Annotated in this window: 26 protein-coding genes and 1 tRNA gene; 18 read left to right on the top strand and 9 right to left on the bottom strand. The window is 64.5% G+C overall.

Features of this window, described 5'->3' with window-relative positions:
* Window positions 1-72: 72 nt before the first annotated feature.
* The 6 genes from pmtA (at window position 73) to N7E70_RS03385 (ending at window position 4,992) form a co-directional block, all read left to right on the top strand.
* A complete protein-coding gene (pmtA, locus tag N7E70_RS03410; RefSeq protein WP_263005543.1) occupies window positions 73-678 on the top strand; it encodes a phospholipid N-methyltransferase PmtA in 606 nt (201 codons plus the stop codon).
* Window positions 679-768: 90 nt separating this feature from the next.
* Window positions 769-1,365, top strand: coding sequence for an NADPH-dependent FMN reductase (locus N7E70_RS03405; protein ID WP_263005587.1), 597 nt, complete (start codon window positions 769-771; stop codon window positions 1,363-1,365).
* Window positions 1,362-2,063, top strand: a complete 702-nt coding sequence (gene pyrF, locus N7E70_RS03400) for an orotidine-5'-phosphate decarboxylase (protein WP_067955685.1) — start codon at window positions 1,362-1,364, stop codon at window positions 2,061-2,063. The genes N7E70_RS03405 and pyrF overlap by 4 nt, the downstream gene beginning before the upstream one ends.
* Window positions 2,064-2,209: 146 nt before the next feature.
* Window positions 2,210-2,497: a DUF1330 domain-containing protein gene (locus N7E70_RS03395; RefSeq protein ID WP_055982026.1), complete on the top strand. Its 288-nt coding sequence runs from the start codon at window positions 2,210-2,212 to the stop codon at window positions 2,495-2,497.
* Between the two features lie 293 nt (window positions 2,498-2,790).
* On the top strand, window positions 2,791-4,062 hold the full coding sequence (locus N7E70_RS03390; RefSeq protein ID WP_067965868.1) for a polyhydroxyalkanoate depolymerase: 1,272 nt from the start codon (window positions 2,791-2,793) through the stop codon (window positions 4,060-4,062).
* Window positions 4,063-4,362: 300 nt separating this feature from the next.
* Complete coding sequence (locus N7E70_RS03385; protein WP_442866491.1) at window positions 4,363-4,992, top strand: transglutaminase-like cysteine peptidase; 630 nt, start codon at window positions 4,363-4,365, stop codon at window positions 4,990-4,992.
* Between the two features lie 258 nt (window positions 4,993-5,250).
* Here the strand turns inward: N7E70_RS03385 and N7E70_RS03380 are convergent, their stop codons facing one another.
* Window positions 5,251-6,783: a YifB family Mg chelatase-like AAA ATPase gene (locus tag N7E70_RS03380; protein ID WP_067955681.1), complete on the bottom strand. Its 1,533-nt coding sequence runs from the start codon at window positions 6,781-6,783 to the stop codon at window positions 5,251-5,253.
* Between the two features lie 282 nt (window positions 6,784-7,065).
* Between N7E70_RS03380 and N7E70_RS03375 the strand changes: the two genes are divergently transcribed.
* Complete coding sequence (locus tag N7E70_RS03375; RefSeq protein ID WP_263005542.1) at window positions 7,066-8,106, top strand: sensor domain-containing diguanylate cyclase; 1,041 nt, start codon at window positions 7,066-7,068, stop codon at window positions 8,104-8,106.
* 350 nt (window positions 8,107-8,456) lie between these two features.
* Window positions 8,457-9,641 (top strand): CmlA/FloR family chloramphenicol efflux MFS transporter, encoded by a 1,185-nt coding sequence (cml, locus tag N7E70_RS03370; RefSeq protein WP_263005541.1) that lies wholly within the window; start codon window positions 8,457-8,459, stop codon window positions 9,639-9,641.
* 124 nt (window positions 9,642-9,765) lie between these two features.
* Here cml and N7E70_RS03365 read toward each other — a convergent pair whose 3' ends face one another.
* The 3 genes from N7E70_RS03365 to N7E70_RS03355 form a co-directional block, all read right to left on the bottom strand.
* Window positions 9,766-10,167 (bottom strand): VOC family protein, encoded by a 402-nt coding sequence (locus N7E70_RS03365; RefSeq protein WP_182574473.1) that lies wholly within the window; start codon window positions 10,165-10,167, stop codon window positions 9,766-9,768.
* 65 nt (window positions 10,168-10,232) lie between these two features.
* Window positions 10,233-11,177 carry a glutathione synthase gene (gshB, locus tag N7E70_RS03360; RefSeq protein WP_263005540.1) on the bottom strand — a complete coding sequence of 315 codons (945 nt, stop codon included), beginning with the start codon at window positions 11,175-11,177 and terminating at the stop codon, window positions 10,233-10,235.
* A 147-nt stretch (window positions 11,178-11,324) separates the two neighbouring features.
* On the bottom strand, window positions 11,325-11,972 hold the full coding sequence (locus tag N7E70_RS03355) for a TetR/AcrR family transcriptional regulator (protein WP_263005539.1): 648 nt from the start codon (window positions 11,970-11,972) through the stop codon (window positions 11,325-11,327).
* Window positions 11,973-12,078: 106 nt separating this feature from the next.
* On the opposite strand from N7E70_RS03355, the gene N7E70_RS03350 reads away from it, so the two are divergent.
* The 7 genes from N7E70_RS03350 to N7E70_RS03320 all read left to right on the top strand — a co-directional run bounded on the left by N7E70_RS03350 (window position 12,079) and on the right by N7E70_RS03320 (window position 18,932).
* A complete protein-coding gene (locus tag N7E70_RS03350; protein WP_263005538.1) occupies window positions 12,079-12,720 on the top strand; it encodes a ferric reductase-like transmembrane domain-containing protein in 642 nt (213 codons plus the stop codon).
* Window positions 12,721-12,909: 189 nt separating this feature from the next.
* The gene (locus N7E70_RS03345; RefSeq protein ID WP_263005537.1) at window positions 12,910-14,253 is read left to right on the top strand and encodes a putative bifunctional diguanylate cyclase/phosphodiesterase; all 1,344 of its coding nucleotides are present in this window, start codon (window positions 12,910-12,912) and stop codon (window positions 14,251-14,253) included.
* Between the two features lie 255 nt (window positions 14,254-14,508).
* The gene (locus N7E70_RS03340) at window positions 14,509-15,276 is read left to right on the top strand and encodes an SDR family NAD(P)-dependent oxidoreductase (RefSeq protein ID WP_192312741.1); all 768 of its coding nucleotides are present in this window, start codon (window positions 14,509-14,511) and stop codon (window positions 15,274-15,276) included.
* Window positions 15,273-16,214: a 2-dehydro-3-deoxygalactonokinase gene (locus tag N7E70_RS03335; protein WP_263005536.1), complete on the top strand. Its 942-nt coding sequence runs from the start codon at window positions 15,273-15,275 to the stop codon at window positions 16,212-16,214. Before N7E70_RS03340 ends, N7E70_RS03335 begins: the two co-directional genes overlap by 4 nt.
* On the top strand, window positions 16,211-16,846 hold the full coding sequence (locus N7E70_RS03330; protein ID WP_263005535.1) for a 2-dehydro-3-deoxy-6-phosphogalactonate aldolase: 636 nt from the start codon (window positions 16,211-16,213) through the stop codon (window positions 16,844-16,846). The genes N7E70_RS03335 and N7E70_RS03330 overlap by 4 nt, the downstream gene beginning before the upstream one ends.
* Before the next feature lies 1 nt (window position 16,847).
* Complete coding sequence (locus N7E70_RS03325) at window positions 16,848-17,717, top strand: SMP-30/gluconolactonase/LRE family protein (protein ID WP_263005534.1); 870 nt, start codon at window positions 16,848-16,850, stop codon at window positions 17,715-17,717.
* Between the two features lie 159 nt (window positions 17,718-17,876).
* Entirely contained in the window at window positions 17,877-18,932 is a 1,056-nt protein-coding gene (locus tag N7E70_RS03320; RefSeq protein ID WP_263005533.1) for a D-alanine:D-lactate ligase-like protein, read from the top strand.
* A 30-nt stretch (window positions 18,933-18,962) separates the two neighbouring features.
* Here the strand turns inward: N7E70_RS03320 and N7E70_RS03315 are convergent, their stop codons facing one another.
* The gene (locus N7E70_RS03315; RefSeq protein ID WP_067955657.1) at window positions 18,963-19,319 is read right to left on the bottom strand and encodes a septal ring lytic transglycosylase RlpA family protein; all 357 of its coding nucleotides are present in this window, start codon (window positions 19,317-19,319) and stop codon (window positions 18,963-18,965) included.
* A 173-nt stretch (window positions 19,320-19,492) separates the two neighbouring features.
* Between N7E70_RS03315 and N7E70_RS03310 the strand changes: the two genes are divergently transcribed.
* Window positions 19,493-19,813 carry a hypothetical protein gene (locus N7E70_RS03310; protein WP_246765152.1) on the top strand — a complete coding sequence of 107 codons (321 nt, stop codon included), beginning with the start codon at window positions 19,493-19,495 and terminating at the stop codon, window positions 19,811-19,813.
* A 119-nt stretch (window positions 19,814-19,932) separates the two neighbouring features.
* The gene (locus N7E70_RS03305; protein ID WP_263005532.1) at window positions 19,933-20,829 is read left to right on the top strand and encodes a glycosyltransferase family 2 protein; all 897 of its coding nucleotides are present in this window, start codon (window positions 19,933-19,935) and stop codon (window positions 20,827-20,829) included.
* Here N7E70_RS03305 and N7E70_RS03300 read toward each other — a convergent pair.
* On the bottom strand, window positions 20,813-22,405 hold the full coding sequence (locus N7E70_RS03300) for an alkaline phosphatase family protein (protein WP_192312728.1): 1,593 nt from the start codon (window positions 22,403-22,405) through the stop codon (window positions 20,813-20,815). The genes N7E70_RS03305 and N7E70_RS03300 overlap by 17 nt on opposite strands.
* Window positions 22,406-22,636: 231 nt before the next feature.
* Here N7E70_RS03300 and N7E70_RS03295 point away from each other — a divergent pair, with 231 nt between their 5' ends.
* Window positions 22,637-23,011, top strand: a complete 375-nt coding sequence (locus N7E70_RS03295) for an SPW repeat domain-containing protein (protein WP_067955652.1) — start codon at window positions 22,637-22,639, stop codon at window positions 23,009-23,011.
* 296 nt (window positions 23,012-23,307) lie between these two features.
* On the opposite strand, the gene N7E70_RS03290 is transcribed toward N7E70_RS03295, so the two are convergent.
* The 3 genes from N7E70_RS03290 to N7E70_RS03280 all read right to left on the bottom strand — a co-directional run bounded on the left by N7E70_RS03290 (window position 23,308) and on the right by N7E70_RS03280 (window position 25,244).
* Window positions 23,308-24,183: a porin family protein gene (locus N7E70_RS03290; protein WP_263005531.1), complete on the bottom strand. Its 876-nt coding sequence runs from the start codon at window positions 24,181-24,183 to the stop codon at window positions 23,308-23,310.
* A gap of 257 nt (window positions 24,184-24,440) precedes the next feature.
* On the bottom strand, window positions 24,441-24,929 hold the full coding sequence (locus tag N7E70_RS03285) for a YbjN domain-containing protein (protein WP_067955642.1): 489 nt from the start codon (window positions 24,927-24,929) through the stop codon (window positions 24,441-24,443).
* 230 nt (window positions 24,930-25,159) lie between these two features.
* Window positions 25,160-25,244, bottom strand: a tRNA-Leu gene (locus N7E70_RS03280).
* Between the last annotated feature and the right edge of the window lie 93 nt (window positions 25,245-25,337).

Here is a 25,337-nt window from a genome sequence, read left to right as displayed (position 1 = left end):
GCCAGCTTTCTGCTTGCGCTGGCCCACTTTGCTGTTATTTCTCCCCCCAGCAGCGGTGAGGAGATCGAAGCGATGCCACGCGGTTCCGGATTGCGCAAAACCCTTGCGGCAAAGTTCGATGACGAACTGAAGTTCTTCAAGGGGTGGATCGACAAGCCCAAGGCCGTCGGTTCGATCGTGCCGACCAGCTCGGTCACCGCCAAGCGCATGGCCTCCGTCGTCAACACCCGCTCCGGCTTGCCGGTCCTCGAAGTCGGGCCCGGCACCGGCGTCATCACCAAGGCGATCCTCGCCCATGGCGTACAGCCGGAGGATCTCTATACGGTCGAATATTCGGCCGATTTCGTCCAGCACCTGCGCCGCCTCTACCCGCGCGTGAACGTGATCGAGGGCGATGCCTTCGACCTCGACAACACGCTCGGCGACAAGAAGGACCTGATCTTCGATTCGGTCGTCTCGGGCGTGCCGCTGCTCAACTTTCCGGTCACCAGCCGCGTTGCCTATCTCGAGGGCCTGCTCAAGCGCATCCCTGCCGGACGGCCGGTGATCCAGCTGACCTACGGCCCGAAATCGCCGATCCCGCCGGGCCTCGGCAATTACACCGTCGAGCATTTCGACTTCATCATCCGCAACATTCCGCCGACGCAGCTCTGGGTCTATCGCCGCGCCAAGCACTGAGCACAGCGGCCTTGATTTGGCCGGCTGATCGCCCCTATACCGTCGCCACGATGTTTGGCGCGTCTTGCCGAGCGTGCCACAGGATGGATGATGCCGCTCGTTCCCAGAATTCTCGTCTTTGCCGGTTCGATCAGGGCCGGCGCCTATAGCGGCCGCACGGCCGACATAGCGCAGAAGGAATTGGCGCTGCAGGGTGCCGAGGTCACGCGTATCTCGCTCGCCGACTATCCGCTGCCGATCATGGACGAAGACCTCGAGGAACGCGACGGCGTGCCCGATAATGCCGTCGAACTCGCCCGCCTGATCGACATGCACGACGCGGTGCTGATCGCGACGCCCGAATACAACGGCTCGATGCCGCCGCTGCTCAAGAACACAATTGACTGGGTCAGCCGCGTGCGCAGCGACGGCGGCAAGCGGCTGCAACCCTATGCCGGCAAGCTGGTGGCGATCTGCTCGTCCTCCGACGGCCATTTCGCCGGCATCCGCAGCGCCACCCATTTGCGCGCGGTGCTGTCGCACATCCAGATGGAAGTGATTTCGCCGCAGGTTTCGGTGCCGCATGGCAGCGAAGCCTTCGACGGCAATGGCGAATTCCGCGAGGAGCGCCTGCGCAAGGGCATGCAGCGGCTGTGCCAAACGCTTGTCGAACGAGCCACCATGATGTCGCGAAGGGTAGAACCATGAGCAGCATAGACACTGTACGCGACCGGCTGATCGTCGGCCTTGACCTGCCCACCGTCAAGGAAGCCGAAAGAGCGGTCCGCGAACTCGAAGGCACCGCGAGCTTCTACAAGATCGGTTACCAGCTGGCTTTTGCCGGAGGGCTCGACTTCGCCCGCGAGCTGGCCAGCGGCGGCACCAAGGTGTTCCTAGACATGAAGCTGCTCGACATCGACAACACGGTGGCCAAGGGCGTCGAGAACATCGTCAAGATGGGCATGACCATGCTGACGCTGCATGCCTATCCCAAGGCGATGAAGGCGGCGGTCGAGGCAGCCAAAGGCAGCGACCTGTGCCTGCTCGCGGTAACGGTCCTCACCTCGATGGACGAAAAGGACATGATCGACGCGGGCTATGAATACGACCCGCACACGCTGGTGCTGCGCCGCGCCGAACAGGCGCTGCAGGCAAAGATGGGCGGCATCGTCTGCTCGGCCAGCGAAGCCTCGGCAGTGCGCCGCATCGTCGGGCCAAGCATGGCGGTGGTGACGCCGGGCATCCGCCCTGCAGGCAGCGACCATGGCGACCAGAAGCGGGTTGTTACCCCGGCCGACGCCATGCGCAACGGCTCGAGCCACCTCGTCGTTGCCCGCCCGATCGTCGGCGCGGTTGACAGGAAGGCTGCGGCGCAGGCTATCCTTGAGGAAATGGCAAAAGCCTAAGATTCCTCTGTGACGAACGCCCGCCGCGGTTGTCTCCGCTTCCGGTGCTCACGGACCTGAATGTCCACTGTGCTCCGGTTCTCGACAACAACACCAGTCGGCTCGTCACAGCGCGTTTTGAAGATGGGGCAGCCCGGGAGGAAAGAATGACCAAGGCTTACTGGATCGCACGCGTCGATGTTCGCGACCCCGAGGGCTACAAGGGCTATGTCGCTGCGGCCAAGCCGGCCTTCGAACGCTTCGGTGCGAAGTTCATCGCCCGTGGCGGCGCCCATGAGGCGGTCGAGGGGCCTGGCCGGGCCCGCAATGTGATCATCGAGTTCGCCTCGATGGACGACGCGCGCAACTGCTACTTCTCGCCCGAATACCAGCACGCCAAGTCGATCCGCCAGCAGTTTGCCGATGGCGAAATCATGCTGGTCGAAGGCATCTAGCAGCTTCACAACACTCTGAATTGTCCTGCTCCGCCGTGCAGTCTTGCCCGGCGGGGCGATGGTGTTTGGCCGCCGGGCTGATTCGGGGTCTTTCGGCGTCGCACAACGTCAAGGGCGACAGGTGCTGAGCCGGCGGCGCGATTGAAAACGGATTTTCAATAGCTTGGACCAAAGAATGACCCTGTTTCACACCAAGTGAGATATTGCATCGCAGCAGATGTTTGTTAACTTCGCTGCATTGCATGACGGGCCTCCGGCCGGCTCGCCTCCCCGAATGGCCGTATGAGGACATCATGTTTTACCAGCTTTATGAATCGACCCATGCTGCGCTGCAGCCGGCCCGCGCCTATGCGGACGCCGTCAAGCTGTTCTACTCCAACCCTCTCAACCCGTTCTCGCACATGCCGGTCGGCCGTTCGGTGGCGGCGATGGCCGAACTGTTCGAGCGCACGACGCGCCGCTACGGCAAGCCCGCCTTCGGTCTCGACAAGACGGTTGTCGACTTCCAGCCGGTGGCGGTGACCGAGAAGGTCGCGTGGTCGCGGCCGTTCTGCAATCTGATCCGCTTCGAGCGCGACCTGCCCGCCGGCCGCCGCCCCGACCCCAAGCTTTTGATCGTGGCGCCGATGTCGGGCCACTATGCGACGCTGCTGCGTGGCACTGTCGAGGCAATGCTGCCGTATGCCGACGTCTACATCACCGATTGGGCCGATGCCCGCATGGTGCCGGTGACCGAAGGCAAGTTCGATCTCGACGACTACATCGATTATGTCATCGACATGTTCCACGCGCTGGGACCGGACACCCATGTGATGGCGGTGTGCCAGCCTTCGGTGCCGGTGCTCGCCGCAGTCGCCGTGATGGAGGCGCGCGGCGACCGCTTCGCGCCGTCGACGATGACGTTGATGGGCGGCCCGATCGACACCCGGCGCAATCCGACCGCCGTCAACCAACTGGCCGAGAAGAAGAGCATCGACTGGTTCCGCGACAACGTCATCATGCAGGTGCCGTGGCCGGCGCCCGGCTTTGCCCGCGAGGTCTATCCGGGCTTCCTGCAGTTGTCGGGCTTCATGACCATGAACCTCGACCGCCACATCATCGCCCACAAGGACTTCTTCATGCACCTGGTGAAGAACGATGGCGACGGGGCGGAGAAGCACCGCGACTTCTATGACGAATATCTGGCGGTGATGGACCTGACCGCCGAATTCTACCTGCAGACGGTCGACACCGTGTTCGTGCGCCACGCTTTGCCCAAGGGCGAGATGACCCATCGCGGCCAGCCCGTCGACACCTCGGCAATCCGCAACGTCGCGCTGTTCACCGTCGAAGGCGAGAACGACGACATTTCGGGCCTCGGCCAGACGCAGGCAGCGCATGATCTGTGCGTCAACGTTCCCCAGGACATGAAGGCGCATTACATGCAGCCGGCTGTCGGCCATTACGGCGTCTTCAACGGCTCACGCTTCCGCGCCGAAATCGTGCCCCGCATCGTCGACTTCATGGCAAGCTATGGCGCATCCGCACGCAAGGCGGCCAAGCCTCGGCTGGTGCGCAAGGCCTGACGGCCGCCGCCCAGCCAGGTTCATCTTTTCCACAGGCAAGGCCCGGTGCAAACGCCGGGCCTTTCTGCGTTCTGTGCGCCTTTTCGGGTACAGGGCACCCTAACTCGTTGAATTCGTGCAGCGCGGCTGGCGAAAGCCGGCTCCGGTTGTCCGGCCGCCGTGCCGTGCGTCTGTTGCACAATTATCGCTTGGCCGCCGCTGCGGTAACCATGTCTGCAATCTGCAGCGAGCTTTGATTGACTCCGCCTGCCCCTCGCTCTTAACGTTTTATTAACGATGTAAATGGGGCGAGCGGGGCAGATGATTTCCGCAGCAGGCTTACGGTGCGCGGCGGGGCGTGCCGGTGTGTTTTTCGGGCTGATGACGGGCGTGGTTTTGTCCGCTGGCGCAGCCTTTGCTGCGTCCCAGCCGATGATTACGGGTGGGCTGACGTCGCAGCCGATCGGCCATTACGATTTCTGCCGCCTCAATCCGGCCGAGTGCTCGATCCGGTCGCGCGACACCGGGCCCGAGCAGATGACAGGCGCGATGTGGCGCAAGATCGTCGCCGTCAACGTGTCGGTCAACGCCGCCGTCAAACCAATGAACGATATCGAAATCTATGGCCGCGACGAGGTCTGGACCTACCCCGACAATAGTGAAGGCGACTGCGAGGACTATGTGCTGGAAAAGCGCCGGACCTTGAACCGCGAAGGTCTGAAGCTGTCCAACCTGCTGATCACGGTGGTGCGCAAGCCCGATGGCGAGGGTCATGCGGTGCTGACCGTGCGCACCTCCAAGGGCGACTTCATCCTCGACAATCTGACCGATGCCGTGCGCCAGTGGGACGAGACCGGCTACAGCTACCTCAAGCGCCAGTCGAGCGAGAACACCGGCCGCTGGGTGACGATCCGCGAAGGCCAGCCGATGCTGGTCGGCTCGGTCAAGTAGCGTCTCTTGCGGATACGGTAACCGCTGTTCCTTCGTGTTTCGCAGGGCGGCTTGTGGCCAAGTGGTCCTGGCCGCGTCCTCTGGCGAGGCAAAACGGCGGCCATATGCCACCGTCCCGTTAGACTTACCGAGCGGTGAGGTTGAGTTCCGCCAGCGCCGCGGACGCTGCATGTCCGCTGTTCGCTTTCATTGGGCTCGTCTACCGCCTTCACCTTCCTTGCGACAGCCTGAACTGCGCTTGCGGCGCCCCTCCTCTTCCTACGCTGCCTGCGCCATGCGCTCGGCGCTCATGCGATATGAAATCGCCTCGGCGAGGTGAATGCGGCCGACAGTCTCGCTGCCATCGAGATCCGCCAGCGTGCGTGCCACCTTGAGCACGCGGTGATAGGCGCGGGCGGAAAAGCCGAGCTTTTCGCTGGCGTCGCGCAACAGCGAAAGCCCAGCGGCATCGGGCGCGGCGATGTCTTCGATCAGGCCTGCGGCGCACTGCGCATTGGTGGTGGCACCTGTGACCCCATGGCGTTCGAGGCGCTCGCGCTGGATCGTCCGCGCCCGGGCGACACGCAAGGCGACATCGGCGCTGGCTTCCGAGCGGCTGCCGCGGATGAGGTCGGAGGCCGAGACCGCGGGCACCTCGATGCGCAGGTCGATGCGGTCGAGCAGCGGCCCGGAGATACGTGCCTGATAGTCGGACTGGCAGCGCGTGCCGCGCAGGCAGCGATAGCCGGGTTCGCCGGCCATGCCGCAGCGGCACGGGTTCATCGCCGCGACCAGCTGGATGCGCGCCGGATAGGTGATGCGGTGATTGGCGCGGGCGATCATGCATTCGCCCGTTTCGAGCGGTTGGCGTAAAGAATCGAGCACCTGTGGTGTGAATTCGGGGAGCTCGTCGAGGAACAGCACGCCGTGATGGGCGAGCGATACTTCGCCCGGTCGCGCCTTCAAGCCGCCGCCGACCATTGCCGCCATCGAGGCGGAATGATGCGGTGCCCGGAACGGGCGCCGGTCGGTGAGCTTGCCTTCCGCGAGTTCGCCGGCGATCGAGGCGATCATCGACACTTCGAGAAGTTCCTTGGGCGACAAAGGCGGCAGGATCGAGGGCAGCCGCGCCGCCAGCATCGACTTGCCGGCGCCAGGCGGGCCGACCATCAAGAGGTTGTGGCCGCCAGCGGCGGCGACCTCGAGCGCTCGCTTGGCGCTTTCCTGGCCCTTGATGTCGGCGAGGTCGGGCAGGTCGCGCGCCGCAGCACGAATGCCGGGTTCGGGTCGGGAAAGTACCTGGGTGCCGCGAAAATGGTTGGCGATGGCAATCAGGCTGCGCGGCGCCAGAATGTCGATGTCGGCACCGGCCCAGGCGGCTTCCGGTCCGCTGGCGGCGGGACAGATCAGCCCCTTGCCCTCGGCATTGGCGCCGATTGCCGCCGGCAACGCACCTGCGACCGCCGAAATGGTGCCGTCCAGCGACAGCTCGCCGAGCACGACATAGGCGGCGAGAGCATCGCCCGGCAGGGCGCCGAGTGCTGCCATCAGCCCGAGCGCAATCGGCAGGTCGTAATGGCTGCCTTCCTTGGGCAGGTCGGCCGGGGCAAGGTTGATGGTGACTTTCTTGGCAGGCATCGACAGGCCGGACGCGTGCAACGCCGCCTGCACCCGCTCGCGGCTTTCGGCCACCGCCTTGTCGGGCAGGCCGACGATCTGCATGCCGACCTTGCCGGGCGCGACCATCACCTGCACGTCGACGGGAACCGCCTCGATGCCCTGGAACGCGACAGTGCGCACGCGCGAAACCATGCTGCCCTCCCTGTAGCACCGCGCTCCTTGGGGCCGCACGGATGCGCTGTGGCGAATTCATGCACGTTGCTTCCGGCAGGCGGCCCCTCGCCTGCGTAAGTCTCAGCCAAAGACAAGCATAGATTGCAAAGGTGCGCAAGAACAATTCAAGAACATGCACGTCGGCATGGTGCGTTCGGGATACGTTAACCCTGGTGCGCAGCAATCTGCCCTTGCGGCATTAGAGAGAGGGAATATTAAGCGCCGCCGCGCGAAGCTCTGCCCGAAACAGGGGCTATCCACATGCGCAGTCCGTCATCGCGGCACATACGGCGGCGGGCCGTTCTCAGGCAGAGCGACGCCATCATCGCGGGGCTCGAGGCAAGGCTTGAGGCGCAGACGGCGCTGATCCGCGAACAAGCGGCCTCGCTGGCGCACAGCCAGAAGATTTTCGACCGCTCCTCGGCCGCTGCCCGCATCGGCGTCTGGCAATGCAACCTCGCCGACCAGGCGCTGCACTGGACCGACGTGGTCTATGATCTGTTCGACCTGCCGCGTGGAGCACCGCTCGTCCGTGAGGACATCGTCAAATGCTACACCGAGGCTTCCGCCATCGAGCTGCATGCCAAGCGCAGCAAGGGCATTGCGGAGCGCACCGGCTTCGGCCTCGACGCCGAGATCGTGACTGCGAAGGGCAATCGCCGCTGGATCCGCATCACTGCCAGCGTCGAATGCGAGGATGGCGTTGCCGTGCGTATCTTCGGCATGAAGCAGGACATCACCGAAGAGAAGATTCTGGCCGACCAGACCCGCTATCTCGCCGAATATGACGTCATGACCGGGCTCGCCAACCGCAGCCGGTTCCAGACCAAGTTGGCGGAGCTGACGGCCGATGCCGACGATCGGCCTCCGCTCGGAGCGCTGTTGCTGGTCGACCTCGACGGCTTCAAGCAGATCAACGACACCTTTGGCCATGTCGCCGGCGACGAGTGCCTGAAGGAAGTAGCCCGGCGTCTGCAAAACGCCTGCGCCGGCGTCGAGCTCGTCTCGCGCATCGGCGGCGACGAGTTCGCCGTGCTGGTGGGGCCGGAGTTGGAGCTTGCGGCGATCTCGGAACTGGCGCGCCAGATCATCGACAGGCTGGGCAGACCGGTCGACCACGGCGGCCGGGCCCTGAAGCTCGGCGCCTCGATCGGCATCGCGATTCATGAAGTGCGCAGCCCCTCGGATCTGCTGGTGCGAGCCGATACCGCGCTCTATGCCGCCAAATCAGCGGGTCGCAACACCTTCCGGATCTTCAAGGCGACCGAGGCCGCCGCAGTGAGAAACCCGCGCGCCGCCTGAGGCGCGACTGCGCTTTTTGCTGGCGAGCTGGTTTTTCGGCGGAGCCGCCCGAGCCGCGTCCTTCCGAGGCCCGGGGTTGTTCCGGGCCAGGCGGGCTGCTAGGAAGCCGCGAGCCAATCAAGACGCCACCGCGCTTCTCCGCGAGACGAACATGGGTACAGCCAAGTCCGCAGACAGGTAGGCCGCAACAACACCAAGACGTTGTTGCGGCGCCCTGCCCCCTCATTTCCTGATCACTGATCGGTCCGGCGCGGTTGCGGGAAATCGTTTCCTGACATCCAGCCGATGTAATCGACAAGCGAAGTGGCAGATCGCCGCCAGATGAAATTCATTTGTGCGGATGAAGAGTCATGCCCAATCGAAACTCTCCTACGTGGAGCCATTCCCTGCCCGCGGCGCTGCTTTTGATGGCGCCCTTCGACATCCTGGCCTCGCTGGCCATGGACATCTACCTGCCGGTGGTGCCGGAGATGCCGGCAATCCTCGCCACCACGCCCGACGTCGTCCAGCTGACGCTGAGCCTCTACATGATCGTGCTCGGCCTCGGGCAGGTGATCTTCGGCCCGATCTCCGACAGGATCGGCCGCCGCTCGGTGCTGCTTGGCGGCGTGCTGCTGTTTGCTGCCGCCTCGTTCCTGCTTGCCGTCACCAGCTCGGCGCCGCTGTTCGTCGCCCTGCGCGTCGTCCAGGCTCTGGGCGCCTCCGCGGCACTCGTCGCCACCTTCGCCACGGTACGCGACGCCTATGCCGAGCGGCCGGAAGGTGCTGTTATCTACAGCCTGTTCAGCGCCATGCTGGCCTGCGTGCCGGCGTTCGGCCCGATCGCCGGCGCGCTTATTGCTCATGGCCTGGGCTGGCGGGCGATCTTCGCCACGCTCGGCCTGCTCGCCGTGTTGGCCATGGTCAATGCGCTTCTGCGTTGGCACGAGACCCGGCCCGAAACGACCCAGTCGCGCCCCGCCTTCCGGGCGATCCTCAAGAGCCCGGCCTTCCTCGTCCATACACTCGGCTTCAGCGCCGCGATGGGGGCGTTCTTCGTCTTCTTTTCGACGGCGCCACGCGTGCTCATCGATCGCGCCGGCTATTCGCAGCTCGGCTTCAGCCTTGCCTTTGCCACCGCGGCGGTGGCCATGATCGTCACCACGCGCTTCGCCAAACTGTTCGTGGCGCGTTGGGGGATACCCGGCAGCCTGAAGCGCGGCATGGCGATGCTGCTCGCAGGCGCAGTGCTGCTCTGTCTTGGCCAGCTTTTCGGCCAACCCTCCTTCGCGACCTTCATCATGCCGATGTGGGTGATCGCCATCGGTATCGTCTTTGCCGGCGCGGTGACGGCGAATGGCGCGCTCGAAGCGTTCGGCAATGCCGCAGGCACCGCGGTGGCGCTCTATTTCTGCGTTCAGAGCCTGATCGTCGGCCTTATGGGCACGCTGGCGGTGGTCATGCTCGGCGGCGACACAGCCTGGCCGCTCGCCGCCTATTGCGCGGTCATGGCAATTGCGACGCTGTGCGGCCTGAGGTGGTTGCAGGTGGGGTAAGTCTGTGACTCCAGGGGGCCTTGCAGGCCGCCTTTTGCCGCGTCCCCTCGTCAGGGGCGCGGCGCTTGAAGCCGGAGTTGCAGCCATCTCCGCCGGCGGCACCGACGGGTTCACGCTGTCCTTGTTATGGAGCCCAGGTGATCGTAACCGCGTCGACCGAGCGGTTGGCGGGGCCGTGAAACACGGCTTCGATGTTGTTGCCATCGGGATCGAACAGGAAGGCTGCGTAGTAGCCGGGATGATAGGCGCGCTCGCCGGGCGCGCCATTGTCTTTGCCGCCCGCAGCAAGACCTGCGGCGTGGAACCGGTCGACGACACTGCGGTCGGTAGCCTGAAACGCAACATGCACGCGGCTGGACTGCTCGCCGGCGTCGACCCACAGCTCGTCGGCGTAGAAATGCGCGCCGCCATCGATGATCGGAATCCCCAGGACGCCAAGCACGGCCGTATAGAACCGCTTGCTTGCCGCGAGGTCGCGGGTGCGCAAATGCAGATGGTCGATCAAACGACCGCGCTTCAGTTCCATTGTCTTGCCTCCATGCTGGTCAACTTCATCGACGTGGGTCGTGATGTCGCCGCAGGCGAAAGGGGCTATTTCGCCCGCTTCTTCTCCACCGCGTCCCAGAACAGCGCGGCGATGTCGGCGCCGCCGAACTTCTTGACCTCGCGGATGCCGGTCGGCGAGGTCACGTTGATCTCGGTCATGTAGTCGCCGATGACGTCGATGCCGACGAGGATGAAACCGCGTTCCCGCAGCGACGGGCCGATGCGGGCGCAGATTTCGCGCTCGCGTGCGGTCAGCTCGGTCTTCTCGGCCCGCCCGCCGGCATGCATGTTGGAGCGGGCATCGTGCTCGGCCGGCACGCGGTTGATGGCGCCGGCGGGTTCGCCGTCGATCAGGATGATGCGCTTGTCACCCTTGCGCACGTCCTTGAGGTAGCGCTGGACGATGTAGGGTTCGCGGAACAGCTGGCCGAACATCTCGAGCAGAGACGACAGATTGCGGTCGGCCTCGTGCAGGTGGAAGATGCCGGCGCCGCCATTGCCGTAGAGCGGCTTGACGATGATGTCGCCGAACTCCTTGCGGAAGGCGGCCACTTCCTGCGGATCCTTGGTGATCAGCGTCTCCGGCATCAAGTCGGCGAATTCGGTGACGAAGATCTTTTCCGGGCTGTTGCGCACCCATGCCGGGTCGTTGACGACAAGCGTCTTGGGGTGGATGCGCTCGAGCATGTGGGTGGTGGTGATGTAGTTCATGTCGAAGGGCGGATCCTGGCGCAAAAGGACCACGTCCATCTCCGACAGGTCGGTGCGGACGGGCTCGCCGAGGGTGAAGTGGTCACCCTTGACGTCGCGGACCTCGAGCTTCTCGATCCGGGCAAAGACCTTGCCATCGCGCATCGACAGCCGGTCGGGCGTGTAGTGGTAGAGTTCGTGGCCGCGTCGCTGGGCCTCCAGCGACAGCGCGAACGACGTGTCGCCGGCGATGTTGACGGTGAAGATGTGGTCCATCTGGACGGCGATCTTGAGCGGCATGGACGTCTCCGGCGCGGCTTTCGGTAATCTTGTCGCGCGAGCCGGGCTCCGGTCGCGCTCTGCGGTGACGAGGATGTAGCAATTTGCCGTCCTTATGCAATGGCGGCGGGTGCGAACAAGTTCACCCGATGCATCGGCTGGCCGATGCTAGGTCCCGGAGAGGTTCGTCGCATGGCGCCCGCCGATCATGTCGATGAACAGCTCGACCGCTTCGGCCATGGCCTGCCCGGCCGGCTTTTCGACATGCCATTCGGCAAAGTGGCCGTCGATCCACATCCGGCACAGGCCATAGATGAAGGCGCGCGCCGACAGCATCAACGCGTCGGGGGCAAGGGCTGCAGATATTCGGCCAGACGCTTGTCCGCGGGCGATCAGGTCGAGCATGACCAGGCGGATCGCCTCGGTTTCGCCGGTCAGTTTCGGCGAGCCGTGGAAGTCGATCAACGTGCGCGAGGCGATGACGTCGAAATGCGTCGGATTGGCGAGCGCCCAGGCGAGATAGCCCCGCGCGATGGCGCGCAGGCCCTCGACCGGGTCGGCGTCGCCGGTCGCCGACAGCTCCTGCTGGACCGACAAGGTCAAGCGGCCCATCGCCTGCTCGGCCACCGCAGTCATCAAAGCTGTCTTGTTGGCGAAATGGCGGAAGGGGGCCGCAGGCGAAACGCCGGCGCGCTTTGCGGCTTCGCGCACCGAAACGGCGTCGACGCCCTTCTCCTCGATCATCCCGATGGTGGCGGCGATGAGCTCCTCGACGAGGTTGCCGTGATGATACGCCGCGCGGGAAGAGTTGGTCATGCCTCTTCTAGTAGCGGTCGGCGGGCCGAAATGTAAGCGGCGTAAACATCGACTTGACAGTTCTTTGCAACCGAATGTAATCAGCGATTACATAGGAGGAAAAATCATGCGGGTCTGGCCCGAAAGCACCTCGAGATGGCCGCCCAGCGGCTGGCGGCTGACAGCCTGGCTTGGCTTGGTCGTGTTGGCGGCGTGCGGCGCTGCTGCCGGCCTGGCAGGCGATCCAGTCGACGGCGCGCGCATGGTGATCAGGCTCACCGCACGCGCCTCACTCATGCTGTTCGTGCTCGCCTTCACCGCCTCGAGCCTGGCTTGGCTCTGGCCATCGGCCATGTCGCGCTGGATCAGGGCGAACCGCCGCCATTTCGGCCTGGCCTTCGCCTTTTCGCACGGCGTCCATGCCGCCGCCATCATTGCACTGTCGCAGCTCGACCCGGTGCTGTTCGACGAGCTCACGGCGCCCGCCGCCTTCATAGCCGGCGGCGCCGGCTATCTCGCCATCATCCTGATGGCGGCAACGTCGTTCGACCGGACGGCTGCCGCGATCGGGCCGAAAGCCTGGCGCATCATCCACGGCGGTGGCGCCTGGTTCCTGGCTGTCTTCTTTGTCGTCAATTTCGGGCGCCGGGCGGTGCTGAACCCGGGAATGTACTGGCCTTACATGGCACTGATCCTTGCCGCGATCGCGCTCCGGTTGATGAGCCAATTGTGTGGCCGCAAGCGCGACGTGGCCGGGCAAGGCGCTTAGCTTGCGCGTCAATTTGATGGCTGACTGGCGCCTGGATCCAGCATTTTGGCAGCGCCGGATTGCCATCGCTGAAACCGGTTTCGACGCCGTGTCGAAATCCGGACGGCAAGCTGATTGAATACAATTCCTAAACGCTTTGCTGGCACTGTGCTGCAACAGTTGCAAATATTAGCAGAACAGAGACAAAGCATGCCTATCGGCGTCAGCCATTCGGACAGGGAAACGGCGGATCTGGCCTTCACCGATGCCTTGACCGGGCTGGGCAACCAGCGTCGTTTCTTCGACAAGGTCGAAAGGCTGATCGGCGACCGCGCCGAGGACCCCGCGCCGTTCACCGTCGGCATCCTCGATCTCGACGGCTTCAAGCCGATCAACGACCTGTTCGGACACCGCGCCGGCGACGACATCCTGATCCAGGTGGCGATGCGGCTGAGCGCCGCCTGCGATGGCTATTCGGCGGTGGCGCGTATCGGCGCCGACGAGTTCGCCTTCCTCTACCCGCTGGTGTTCTCAGAGGATGCGGCGGCCGAGAAAGCGCGCATGCTGATCGAAATCCTGTCGGCACCTTACGATGTCGGCGAGCGCACGGCGCGCCTGTCGGCGTCGGTCGGCTGCTCGCTGTTCCATTCGAGCGACGACACCACAGAGACGCTGGTGCGCAAGGCCGAGACAGCACTTTACCACGCCAAGCGCTCGGGTCGCGGCCGCGTCGTCGTCTACACCCGCGAGATGGAGGAGGCGGCCAAGCGCGTCACCCGCATCGAGCAGGCGCTGCGCCGTGCGGTTGCCGCCGGCGATGTCGCGCCGCATTTCCAGCCGATCGTCGATCTCAACAGCCGCCGCACCATCGGTTTCGAGGCGCTGGCACGCTGGACCGACCGCGACCTCGGCTTCGTTTCGCCGGCAGTCTTCATCCCGATCGCCGAGGAGCGCGGCATCATCGGCCCGCTGTCGCAGCTGGTGCTGCGCAAGGCGGCGGAAGCGGCGCGCAGCTGGCCGAAGGAAATGTTCCTGTCATTCAATCTGTCGCCGTCGCAGTTGGTCGACCAGAACACCGGCCTGCACATTCTGTCGATCCTCGAGCGCACCGGCTTCGACCCGCGCCGCCTCGAGATCGAGATCACCGAAACCGGCCTGATGACCGATCCCGCCTCGGCCGAAAAGATCGTCGAGGATCTCAGGCGCGTCGGCATCCGTGTCTCGCTCGACGATTTCGGCACCGGCCAATCGTCGCTCGGGCGCCTGCGCGAATTCCGCTTCGACAAGCTCAAGATCGATCGCGCCTTTGTTGCCTCGATCCTCGAAGACCGGCCATCCGAACACATCATCCGCGCCATCCTGGCGATGTGCGAAGGCCTCGGCATGGATGTCGTCGCCGAAGGCATCGAGATGGAGGCGCAGGCGGAACGGCTGACGCAGTTCGGCTGTGCCGGCGGGCAGGGTTATCTGTTCGGCCGTCCGGCCGACGCCGCCGCCACGCTTGGCTATCTGCGCGAAGCCCATCGCGGCGGGAGCTTCGCCCGGGCGGTCTGACCGCCATGTCCTGACATCACTTCTCGCGTCGCGCGGTGGCTGTGCTGCACCCGTCGCGAACACAAGGTCGGGGCGCCGGTCCGGGAGCATGGCGTGATAGACTGTTCCCGTTCGAGGCTCCGGCAGGATGCTCCGAATATTCCGTGAGCGAGCACGATCTTTTCCGAAAACCGGTTCTCACTTCTTGCGATCTTGCTCTATGACGGTGGGCATGTCCGGTTTTGGGGGGAAGTGGGCGAGGCGAGGGGAAAGATCATGATGCCATCGGCACGTTTTCCTGATCTCGAGGGCCAGTCGGTGCTGATCACTGGTGGCGGCACCGGCATCGGTGCGTCGCTGACCGAGGCGTTTGCCCGGCAGGGCGCGAAGGTCGCCTTCATCGACATCGCGCTGAAGCCGAGCCAGGAGCTGTGTGACGAGATCGAGCAGGCGACCGGCAACCGGCCGCTCTATCTGCGCGCCGACCTTCGCGACATCTCGGAGCTGCGCCGGGCCGTCGGCCGGGCCGAGGAAGAGCATGGCCCGGTGACGGTTCTGGTCAACAACGCTGCCAACGACCTGCGCCACGAGGTATCAGATGTCACTCCCGAGAGCTGGGACGAGAACCAGGCGGTGAACATCAGGCCGCATTTCTTCACCATCCAGGCGGTGGCGCCGGGCATGGTCAAGGCCGGCGGCGGCTCGATCATCAATTTCAGCTCGACCTCCTATATGCTCAACATCGGCGCCATGCCGGCCTACACGGCGGCAAAGGCTGCGATCGTTGGCCTGACCAAGGGGCTTGCCGGGCGCTACGGCCCCGACAACATCAGGGTCAATGCGGTGGCGCCGGGCTGGGTGATCACCGAGCGGCAGCGCGAATTGTGGGTCAGCGAGAAGTCGCTCAAGGCGCATATCTCGCGCCAGTGCATCAAGCGGATGATGCTGCCGGAAGACATGGTCGGGCCGGTGCTTTTCCTGGCTTCGGACGCGTCGAAAATGCTGACGGCACAGACGCTGATCGTCGATGGAGGTATCTTGTGAGTGCTACTCCTACGATAGCGGCCGTTGACTGGGGCACGACCAGGCTGCGTGTCTGGCTGCTCGACGCCAAGGGCGCGGTGCTGGACGAACGGCGCAGCGACGAGGGCTTGCTCACGGCGCAGCACAAGGGTTTTGCCACGGTTCTCGACAGGCAGCTGCAGGACATGGGCGCTGTGAAGGACCTGCCGGCGATCGTCTGCGGCATGGCAGGTGCGCGCCAGGGCTGGGTCGAGGCGCCTTATGTCGACGTGCCGTCGTCGCTGGGCGACATTCTGGGCGCCGCCGTGCCCGTGTCGGGTGCCGGCCGCGACGTCCGCATCGTGCCGGGACTGGCCCAGCGCGACCCGCGGGCGCCCGATGTCATGCGCGGCGAGGAGACCCAGCTCGCCGGCATTGCCGCCCTGATCGGAGCGGGCAGCCATCTCGTCTGCATGCCCGGCACGCATTGCAAATGGGTGACCGCCGCGGGCGGCGCCATCCAGGGTTTCGGCACCTGGCCGACCGGCGAGATGTTCTCGGTGCTGGCTCAGCATTCGATCCTGCGCCACTCGATCGGCGACAAGCCGGCAAAGGTGTCGCCGGACAGCAAGGTCTTCCGCGACTGGTGCGGGGAAGCGCTGTCCGACGGCGACATCGGCGCGAGATTGTTCGGCATCCGCGCCGCCGGCCTGCTCTCCGGACTCGGCCAGGAGGATGCGGCAGCGGCACTTTCGGGCCTGCTGATCGGCGCCGAGGTTGCCTCGGCGGTCAGGCGCTTCGGCCGGCGCGAAACGCCTGTCGTGCTTGTCGTCTCCGGCGCGCTGGGCGGGCTCTACGCCGAGGCGATGCGCCTCGCCGGCATTGCGGTGACGATCGCCGATGCCGATGAAGCGGTGCTGGCCGGCCTGGTGGCCGCTGCCCGCCGCAATGGGATGCTGGCTGAAGGAGTGGCTGAATGAGCGTGACTGCACCGTTCCCCGAGCTTGGTCGCGGGCTGGTTGCCATCCTGCGCGGACTGAAACCGGAGGAGGCGCTTGGCGTTGGCCAGGTGGTGTTCGATGCCGGTATCGAGGCGATCGAGGTGCCGCTCAATTCGCCCGATCCGTTCCGCTCGATCGAGATCCTAGCCAGGGCGCTGCCTGCGGCACTGGTTGGCGGCGGCACCGTGGTGTGGGCCAAGGATGTCGATCGGCTTCACGATGCCGGCGGGCGGCTGCTGGTCAGCCCCAACATCGATGCCGAGGTGATGGGCCGCGCGGGTGCGCACAAAATGGTGACGATGCCCGGCGTGATGACGCCGACCGACGCGTTCCTGGCACTGCGGCTGGGCGCTTCGGCGCTGAAGTTTTTCCCGGCGAGCGTGCTCGGGCCGGGCGGCATTTCGGCGATCCGAGCCGTTCTGCCCAAGGAGACGCAGATCGGCGTTGTCGGCGGGGTGTCCGAGGTCGATTTCGCCGCCTACGCCAAGGTCGGCGTGCAACTGTTCGGCCTTGGCTCCAGCCTCTACAAGCCGGGCATGAGTGCTGCCGACGTCGGCGAGCGCGCCCGGGCGGCAGTGGCCGGCTGGGACGCCATCGGCAAGGGTGCCTGACATGGCGGCCAGCATCCTGTCCGACGAGGCCTGCGAGCTCGGCGAGGGCCCGACCTACGATCCCGCCACCGACACGCTCTACTGGTTCGACATCCTGAACAGCCGGATGCTGGAGAAGAAGCTGTCCGGCGGACAGACGCGCATCCATCAGCTCGCCGAGATGGCGAGCGCGATTGCCACGATCGACGGCGAGCGCCAGTTGCTGCTGACCGAAACCGGGCTGCATGTCCGCGATGCTGCAATCGGCAAGCTGACGTTGCATATGTCGGTTGAGGCCGCCAATGCCGGCACACGCTCGAACGACGCGCGCGTGCATCCGTGCGGCGCGCTGTGGTTCGGCACCATGGGCAAGAAGGCCGAGGCCGGTGCCGGCGCCATCTACTGGTTCTTCCGTGGCGAGCTCAGGCTGCTTTTTCCGGCGATCAGCATTCCCAATTCGATCTGCTTCAGCCCGGACGGCAAGGCCGCCTACTACACCGACACGGCGGTCAACCTGCTCTACCGCCTCGACTGCGATGCCGACACCGGTCTGCCGCTCGGCGAGCCGAAGCTGTTCGTTGATCGGCGCGGCGACAGGGGCGGCATCGACGGCTCGGTCGTCGACCGCGACGGGGTGCTGTGGAACGCCAGCTGGGGCGGCGGCCGCGTCGACGCCTATGCGCCCGACGGCAAGCTGGTGCGCAGCGTGCCAGTGCCGGCGGTGCAGACCTCGTGCCCGGCCTTCGTCGGGCACGCCGCCAACCGGATGGTGGTGACCTCGGCGGCCGAAGGCATGAGCGCCAAAGCGCGCCGGGCGGATCCGCATGCCGGCAAGACCTTCCTGCTCGACATCCAGGTCAATGGTCGGCATGAGCCGAACGTACTGATCTGAGGCGCGGCAAGCGCCCGCTCTGCAGTCCTTCAACTGGCGGGCCTTGTCGCCCGGACGATGGCAACAGGTCGGTTTTCCGGCAAGCCTGAGACGACGGGGATGCCATTGTCGTGCACCGGCGAAGTGCTTCCGCGCCGCCCGCATGCAGGAACAGTGCCGATGGCCGGACAAAAACCGACGCTTTTTCTCGTCCATGAGCCGGAGCGTGCGTGTTCGGAGCGATTGCTCGATGACGGCTTCTCGGCCCAGGCGGCGATGGAGATCTCGTCCTATCTGGCGCAGTCGACCGACATGGTGCCGGAGTTCAGCGCCCTAGATGAAGCATGCGCCAGGCGTGGCCTCGATTTTCGCGCCGTCGAACTGGACGATGCGGCAGCGGTGCTGGCATCAGTTGACCGTGGCGCCAGCCTGGTGTGGACGCTGACCGACGGCATCGCTTTTTTCCGTGGCGGTGCCGCACCGGCACTTGCCCGGCTGAACGGCTTGCGCACCATCGGCGCCGACGACAGCCTGTTTGCGCTGTGCCAGGACAAGTTTCGTGCCGGTTCCGTGCTATCGGCTCTCGGCCTGCCGGTGCCGGCGGCGGGCCTCGTGCGCGGCGGCGAATGGCTGGTCGAACCGCCGGCGTCTTCGTCGGGCTATTTTGTCAAACCGAACCGGCTCGGCGCCAAGATCGGCATCTGGGCGGATTCGCGGATCGCCAACGTCACGGAGGCGTTTGCGCTCGGGCGCAGGGTGTTCGACGCCTACCGCGACGACGTCATCGTCCAGCCCTATGTCGCGGGCCGCAATGTGCGGGCGAGCTTCCTGGCGGTCGATCCTGAAGTTGGGCCCGAGGCGCTCGGCATCGTTTTTGTCGATTCAGGTGGCGATTTCCAGACCATGGCCGACAGTATGGCGCTCTATGGCGACAGCGGCGCGGCAGCCAGGGAAGCGGGGAAGTATGTCGAGCCGGAACTGGTGCAGGTGGCGTCGCTGCAGCCGCGCGCGGCCGAGCGCATCCGGCGGATCGCCGCAAGCCTGGTGGCGGGCCTCGGCCTGCGCGATGTCTTCTCGCTCGACTTCCGCGTCGAGGCCGACGACACCGTGCACCTCATCGAATTCGAGGTCTGCCCGGGCCTGCCCTGCTTCGATTTCCGCGCCTATTGCCGGACGGAGTGGCAGCTCAGCCTCGCCGAGGCGATGGCCGAGACGGCGGCGCGGCGCATCGGTTAGAGGCGCGCCGCGTCTTTGGCAGCGCAACCGTCAGGTGCGCTGCATGCAGACGGACGTATGTCCCGACCTGACGAAGCCGATCTGCTGGGCTGCGCCCTTGGACAGGTCGAGCACGCGGCCCTTGATGAATGGGCCGCGATCGTTGATGCGGACGACGACGCTCTTGCCGTTCTTCTGGTTGGTGACGCGGATTTTGGTGCCGAAAGGAAGCGAGCGGTGCGCCGCGGTCATGGCCGATGGGTTCATGCGTTCGCCCGAAGCCGTCTTCGAGGTCAGTGCATACCAGGACGCCTTGCCGCACTGGGCGGAAGCGGTGCCGGTGAGGGCTATCATCATGCCGGCGGCGAGGGTGGCCGCCGCGATCGCGGGCTTGGCGCGGTTCTTCATCTTCTGGTTAACGCTCTGTTGATAAACACACGGAGCGGTTTCACCCGAAATGTGGCAGCGAATGCGGCAAGCATCGGGCAGTTCCGAGGCGAGCGCACACGTTTGGAGTCTCAAGGTAACAGTTTGTCAGGCCCGTTCGGGACGCAAGGAAGGAATATCTTCATAATTGCGGAGTGGGCGACGAGTTCATCGCTGAATCACTGGATTCGCCGCTGGCGAAAAACTTCTTGATGATACTTTCAGAAGGAAAGAAATATCAAGAATCAAGCGAGCGTTGTGAAGATAATCAACAGGGAGGCTGCGTCGAAATGAAGTTATTGCCAAACATCGTGGCGGGACTCGCGGTCGTCATAGGCATCGTCTGGATTCTGCAAGGCGCCGGCCTGCTCGGCGGCAGCTTCATGACAGGGCGTACAGAATGGTTCTGGATCGGGATCGTGACGGCGTTGGCCGGTTGTGTCGCGTTTTTGTGGCTCAGACGCCCCGGCAGGTGAAACGAACGGTTGCACTGCCGGACGACAACACGTCAGACAATTGCAGCTGGGCGCCGAGCCGCTAAGAATAGGCTCGCTAAGGCGTGGCCGGTCCGGTCGGTATTGGGTGCGAGGGGCAATTGACCGAAATCGGCATGACGATTGCGATATGCACCCGCAACCGGGCGCCGCTGCTCTTGCGATGCCTTGCCGCACTCGCCGCGGCCGAAAAGCCGAGCTCTAGCTTCGAAATCGTGGTTGTGGCCAATGACTGCAGCGACGACACAGTGCCGGTGGCGGAGCGTTTCGCCGACCGACTGCCGATGGTCGTCGTCGCGGAGCCGCGGGGCGGGCTGTCCCACGCCCGCAACCGGGCCATTGATGAGGCGCGCGGACGGCTGATCGTCTGGCTCGACGACGACGCCCTGGTGCGGCCCGGCTTCCTGCGTGCCTATGCAGCCGCCATGGCCGCATCGCCACGATGCAGCATCTTTGGCGGCGTGATCGTTCCGCGCCTGGACGGAGAGCCGCCCGCCTGGCTGTTGGCCGGGCTAGATGTGGTGGAGGGCGCTTATGCGGCCCGGCGGCGAGCCACAGCCGATGTCTTTGCCGACGTCGACGCCGATCTTCCGTTCGGCGCCAACTACGGCATGGTGACCGATGCCCAGCGCCGCTTTCGCTTCGATCCCGAGCTTGGCCGGCGGCCAGGCAGCCCGTTCGCCGGCGGCGAGGAGATCGCTGTGATGCGCGCCGCAATTGCCGCCGGTCACCACGGGTGCTGGGTTCCCGAAGCGATCGTCGACCATCTCATCGGACCGGAGCGGCAGAGCGAGGTCTGGCTGTGGGGGTATTTTCACGCCGACGCACAGCAGCGGATGTCCGCGCGCCCGGCGTCGCTTCTGGGTCGGCTCAAGGCCGGTAGGGCCTTTCGCCGTTATCGGCGGGCGCGGACAAGGATGGAGCCCCGGGAATGGCTAAAGCTGTTCGTCAAGGCGGCGCAGCTGGCAGGAAAGGCCGGTGTCAGACCGGATCTCTGAGCAGCGTCTTTCCGCTGGGGGCCAGATCCGGGGATACGCCCAACAGGTCCAGGATCGTCGGCACGACGTCAAAGGAACTGCTGGTGCCCGAGCGGCCGGCTTCGAGGCCCGGGCCGGCACCGAAGATGAACCCCCAGTCGCCGGTATGGCCACCCGTGCGGCGCCAGGGCAGCGGACCGACGGTGCCGAGTCGCTCATGCGTCATGCCAAGAAGGCCCTTGCGGAAAAGGACGTAGAGATCGGCCTCATGTGGCCCGATTTCGAACGGTGGCTTGCCAGCCCGGAAGGTTTCGCGCACCGCCGGGTCGCCGCTCAGCGGATCGCGGCACTGCGACAGCAGCAATTCAAGTTCGTCGAGGAGTGCATCATAGCGTTCGGGCGCCACCTTTCCCGATGCTTCCCGGCCGCGCAGGTTCAGCCGAATCTGTCCGTCGTAAAAGGCTGGAATGGCAAAGGCGTCCATATCAGGCCAGAAGCCGCGATAGCGCGTCGCGGGCATCCAGCCGATGCCGCGAGGCTCCCGCTGGCGGCGAAGCGATTCGGCGTCGCGCCGCCTGCCTATGCCTGCCTTGACCAGCGCGCGGGCAATGGGGCCAGGCTTGTCCGGCCATGGAGCGAGCTTGCGCAGCGTCGGCTCCCAACCCTCATGCTCACCGAGCAGCGGCGTGCCGTCGGCAAGGCGCGCCGCAGGCTTGAGGTCGCGCATATAGGCTTTGCCGAAGCTGCGTCGGTAGAGCAGCTCCGGCAGCAGCGCCATCGCGGGCACGTCGCCCTCGTTCATGCCCATGCCATGCATGGAAAAGGCCAGCACCGTCGCGTCGGGGAAGGTGTCGGCGAGGTCGCCGACCAGGTGGTCGAGCGCTTCGTAGATGCCGATCATCCCTCGCCTTGCCGGGACTGCGGAGGCGTGATGATGGAGGGGGTGTTCGGTATCGATGCCGTGCCAGAACGGCTCGCTTCCGGAGTGTGCTTCGGAGGGAACGACGATCGCCAGATCCCAGTCGGGAAGCCTCTCGCGCAGCAGCCACTGCGCGATCTCGCGGCGCTTTTCGACTGCAGCGATCAGGGCGGCGGCGGCCGCTTCGGTTTTCGCGGCGGAAGGCCAGCAGAAGCCGTAGATCCATTCCGGGGCGGGGTATGGGCCGAACCTGCCGGCAATTTCGGCAGCGAGACCAGGTGGATTGGAATGGGCCTCGACGCCGGGATCATGCGCACCCCAGGCGGCGAGGCCGAGGACATCGCCACTGTCGCCCAGGCGGCAATAGGGCAAGTCGAAGGCCACCACCTTGCGGCCGATGCCCGGCAGATAGGAAGCGGCAGTGACTTCTTCCTGAAGGACGTCATAGGTGGCCGGATCGTAACGGACCGCCGACCAGCGGCCGCCATCGGATGGCGCGAGCCCGGTGGCGACGTGTTCCCAGGCGAGACCCGAAAGCTTGTCGCGGCCATGATCGAGCTTGAGGCCAATGCCGTTGCGCCGCAACCGATCGAGGTTGGGCAGGCGTCCTTCGCCGATCATCCGCTCGACGAGGTCGTGGTCCATCCCGTCTAGCCCGATTGCAATGACGCGCGGCATTTTCCCTCCAGCCTGAGTTCCCCACGACCAGTATTGCTGAGCCAGCCAAGGTCGACAATGGCCGGATAGGACGCGGTAGCCTGCGACACCGGCGCTTCATTGAATTTCTTACCAATATCTGAGATAATATTCCCAGTGCGAGAACGCCCGCTGAGGAGTTCGACTGGCACGCACATAGTCCTCACGGGCGCTCGAGCTTAACTCGAACGTAGCCAAAGAGGATTTTTCATCATGGCAACGCTAAACGTAATGGAGCCCCTTGGGCTCACCCGGCATCGGCGCTGGGAGGACATCGTGTCGATGATCCTCGGCGCCGCGATCATCGTCTCGCCGATGTGGCTCGGCGTGACCGAGATGCCGACAATGATGGCGGTCACCGCGCTCGTCGGTGCTGCGATCGTCGTTCTGTCCGGACTGGAGCAGATCTTCCTGCGGCGCTGGGAAGAAATCCTGTCGCTGTTCTGCGGCGTCTGGATGGTGGTGCAGCCGTTCGTCTTCGAATATGGCGGCGCTCTGCGCAGCTGGCACATCGGCCTCGGCATCGCGGTGGCGGTGCTGGCGACCCTTGAACTCTGGCAGGATCGCAACCGCAACCTCGAGGCATAGCAGCAGCGGGAGACAGGAGAGGGGACCTCTTTCGGGGGGCGGTCTGCGAAGCCGGAACGGTACGGGATTCCGGACCGGGGAATTGCCAGACAGAATTGTCTGGTGCGCTTCACCTGCGCCGTCGCAACACGGCATCCTGCGTGTGGTAGCGCCCGGACGCAGCATGTCACCGAGCTGCCGTGGCGGGGGCCTCACCAGCCCGCCGCCCGGCTGCATGTCGAGCAGCGAGATCTCGAAATGCTCGACCAGCCAGGGCCGCGCGGCGTCCTCCTTGAGTTCAGAGGAAACGTGCCAGCTTACTCGACCTCATTGGCGTTGAAGGCGACCCATTTGCCAAGGGATGGCAAGTCGAGCGAGCCGGGTGCACGGTCGGCCTCGCGCAGGGTCGTACCGGAGCGGAACTTGAGCCCGACCATGACGGTATGGAAGTTCTCGCCATAGCGGTACTGGTCGCTATCGAGCGCATGATAGGAAATCTGGGTGAATTCGTAGCGGGTGAACAACGAGACCGGCCAGGTTTCCGGGCGGATTTCACTCTCCACGTTGAAGTCGAAGATCCGGTTGGGCAAGTTGTCGGTCCACTTCTTGCCGCCGGCATAAGCGCCGTCGAGCTTCACCGACCAGTTATCGTTGAGGAAGTAGTTGATGCCAAGCCGGGCGAACGGCGCCTCCCGCGTGCCTTCGTCGTACCTGTCGTAAGAATCGAGATAGCCCGCCTGCGCGAAGACCGAGCCCCAGCCGGTCAACAGCTTGCCTTCGGCGCCGGCGAACCAATAGTTCATCTCCCGGTTGGAATCGCCGCGATCGTCGTGAATGCCAAGGCCGCCCAGGGCGCCGACGAGAAAGCTATCCGTACGATGGTAGAGGTGGACGGCGCCATGGCCATAGGCGTTGGTCCTGTCGCCATCGGCGACGTCGGGCTTGCCTAGCGCTGCCGCCTGCAGGTCGCCCTGGATGCCCCAGTTGGGCGCGAAGTCGTAGCCCAGTGTTCCATCAAACATCACGGTTGGACGTGTGTCGTCAACTCTGACGCCGCCTGATGATTCTATCCCCATCCCGCCAAGAGTGTTGTGGACACCGGCGAAGGCAACGCCGATGCGGTAGCCGATGGACTGCTGGTCGGAAACCTGTTCGCCCGCGACCACAGCCGATGACACGCATAGGAGAGCCATGACGCTGGCTGCGCCAAGATAATTTCTAGATTTCACTGTGCCACCCCGGATTTTCGCTTGAAAATTTTATGGTTCAAATATTCTTTGACTGAATGAGTATTGGTGGGGCGATAGCAATGGCACAGACGACAACTTTATCAATATATGAGAAGTAATAATGCCGCGTGGCATATTTGCCTCAGTTTTCTTATCGTGCACGCAAGTATGCAACATGCATGCATGCAGTGCATGCTGCCTGGCAGTCCTGTGCGCGTCGTTCAGCGCCAGCCTATGTACGTCGTGAACTCGGCCATCAGCGTGTCGAAGCGCTCGAGATTCTGTGACAGGTTGGTCGACGAGACGCCGCCGCCGCAGTCGATCAGGTAGTCGAAATAGGTGTTGTCCTTGTCGTTCGAGGCGCGGCCGGCGACCTTCTTGTTGTTCCATTCGAGTGCCTTGTCCTGCATCGCCTTGTCGGTCTTGAAGCTGCTCTGGAACTGGACGCGCCGGCACTTTTGCGGTTCGCCGCCCTCGCAATTGTAGAAATAGACCCAGAAGTTCATGCCGGAGGCTTTGGAATCGATGACCGGCAGGTTGTCGCTGTCGACGCCGACCTTGGCCTGATAGCCGGCCTTGGTCATGATGTCCCCGAACTCCGCGACGGTTATGCCTTCCATAACCGTTGGGGCGGCCTGTGGTTTGTCTTCGGCCCTGGCTGCCGTGCCGGCAGCAAGAGCCAGTGCAGCAGCAAGGACCAGACGCAGCATCGGCGGATTCCTCGACGGGTTGTGCTCAATAATTAGCTCAACCTGATATTATCACCTGCGATGGGTCAGTCGGAAGCTGACCATTCGGGCGATGGAGCCGGCTTCGGCAATGCATGGAGATTGTCGGGGAGAACGGGAGAAAAGGCTGGAAAATGCGGACAACAAAAAAGCCCGGCGAACCGGGCTTTTTGAGTGTCTTCAGACAGTTGGAGCTGTCTGAAGCAGGAAACTGGTGCCCAGAAGAGGACTCGAACCTCCACGCCTCGCGGCACACGGACCTGAACCGTGCGCGTCTACCAATTCCGCCATCTGGGCTGGTGGCGGTGATGTAAGCGGGCGAAGCGACTGTGTCAACGCGCTTTTTCTGCTTTTGCCGAGGAATGCTGCGGCAGGCCGCAAATGTCGCAT

The organism is Aminobacter sp. NyZ550 (assembly GCF_025628925.2).
In the GTDB taxonomy this organism is placed as follows: Bacteria; Pseudomonadota; Alphaproteobacteria; order Rhizobiales; family Rhizobiaceae; genus Aminobacter; species Aminobacter ciceronei.
The sequence above is the reverse complement of the archived record's forward strand: the minus strand, read 5'-3'. Positions and strand labels throughout refer to the sequence as shown.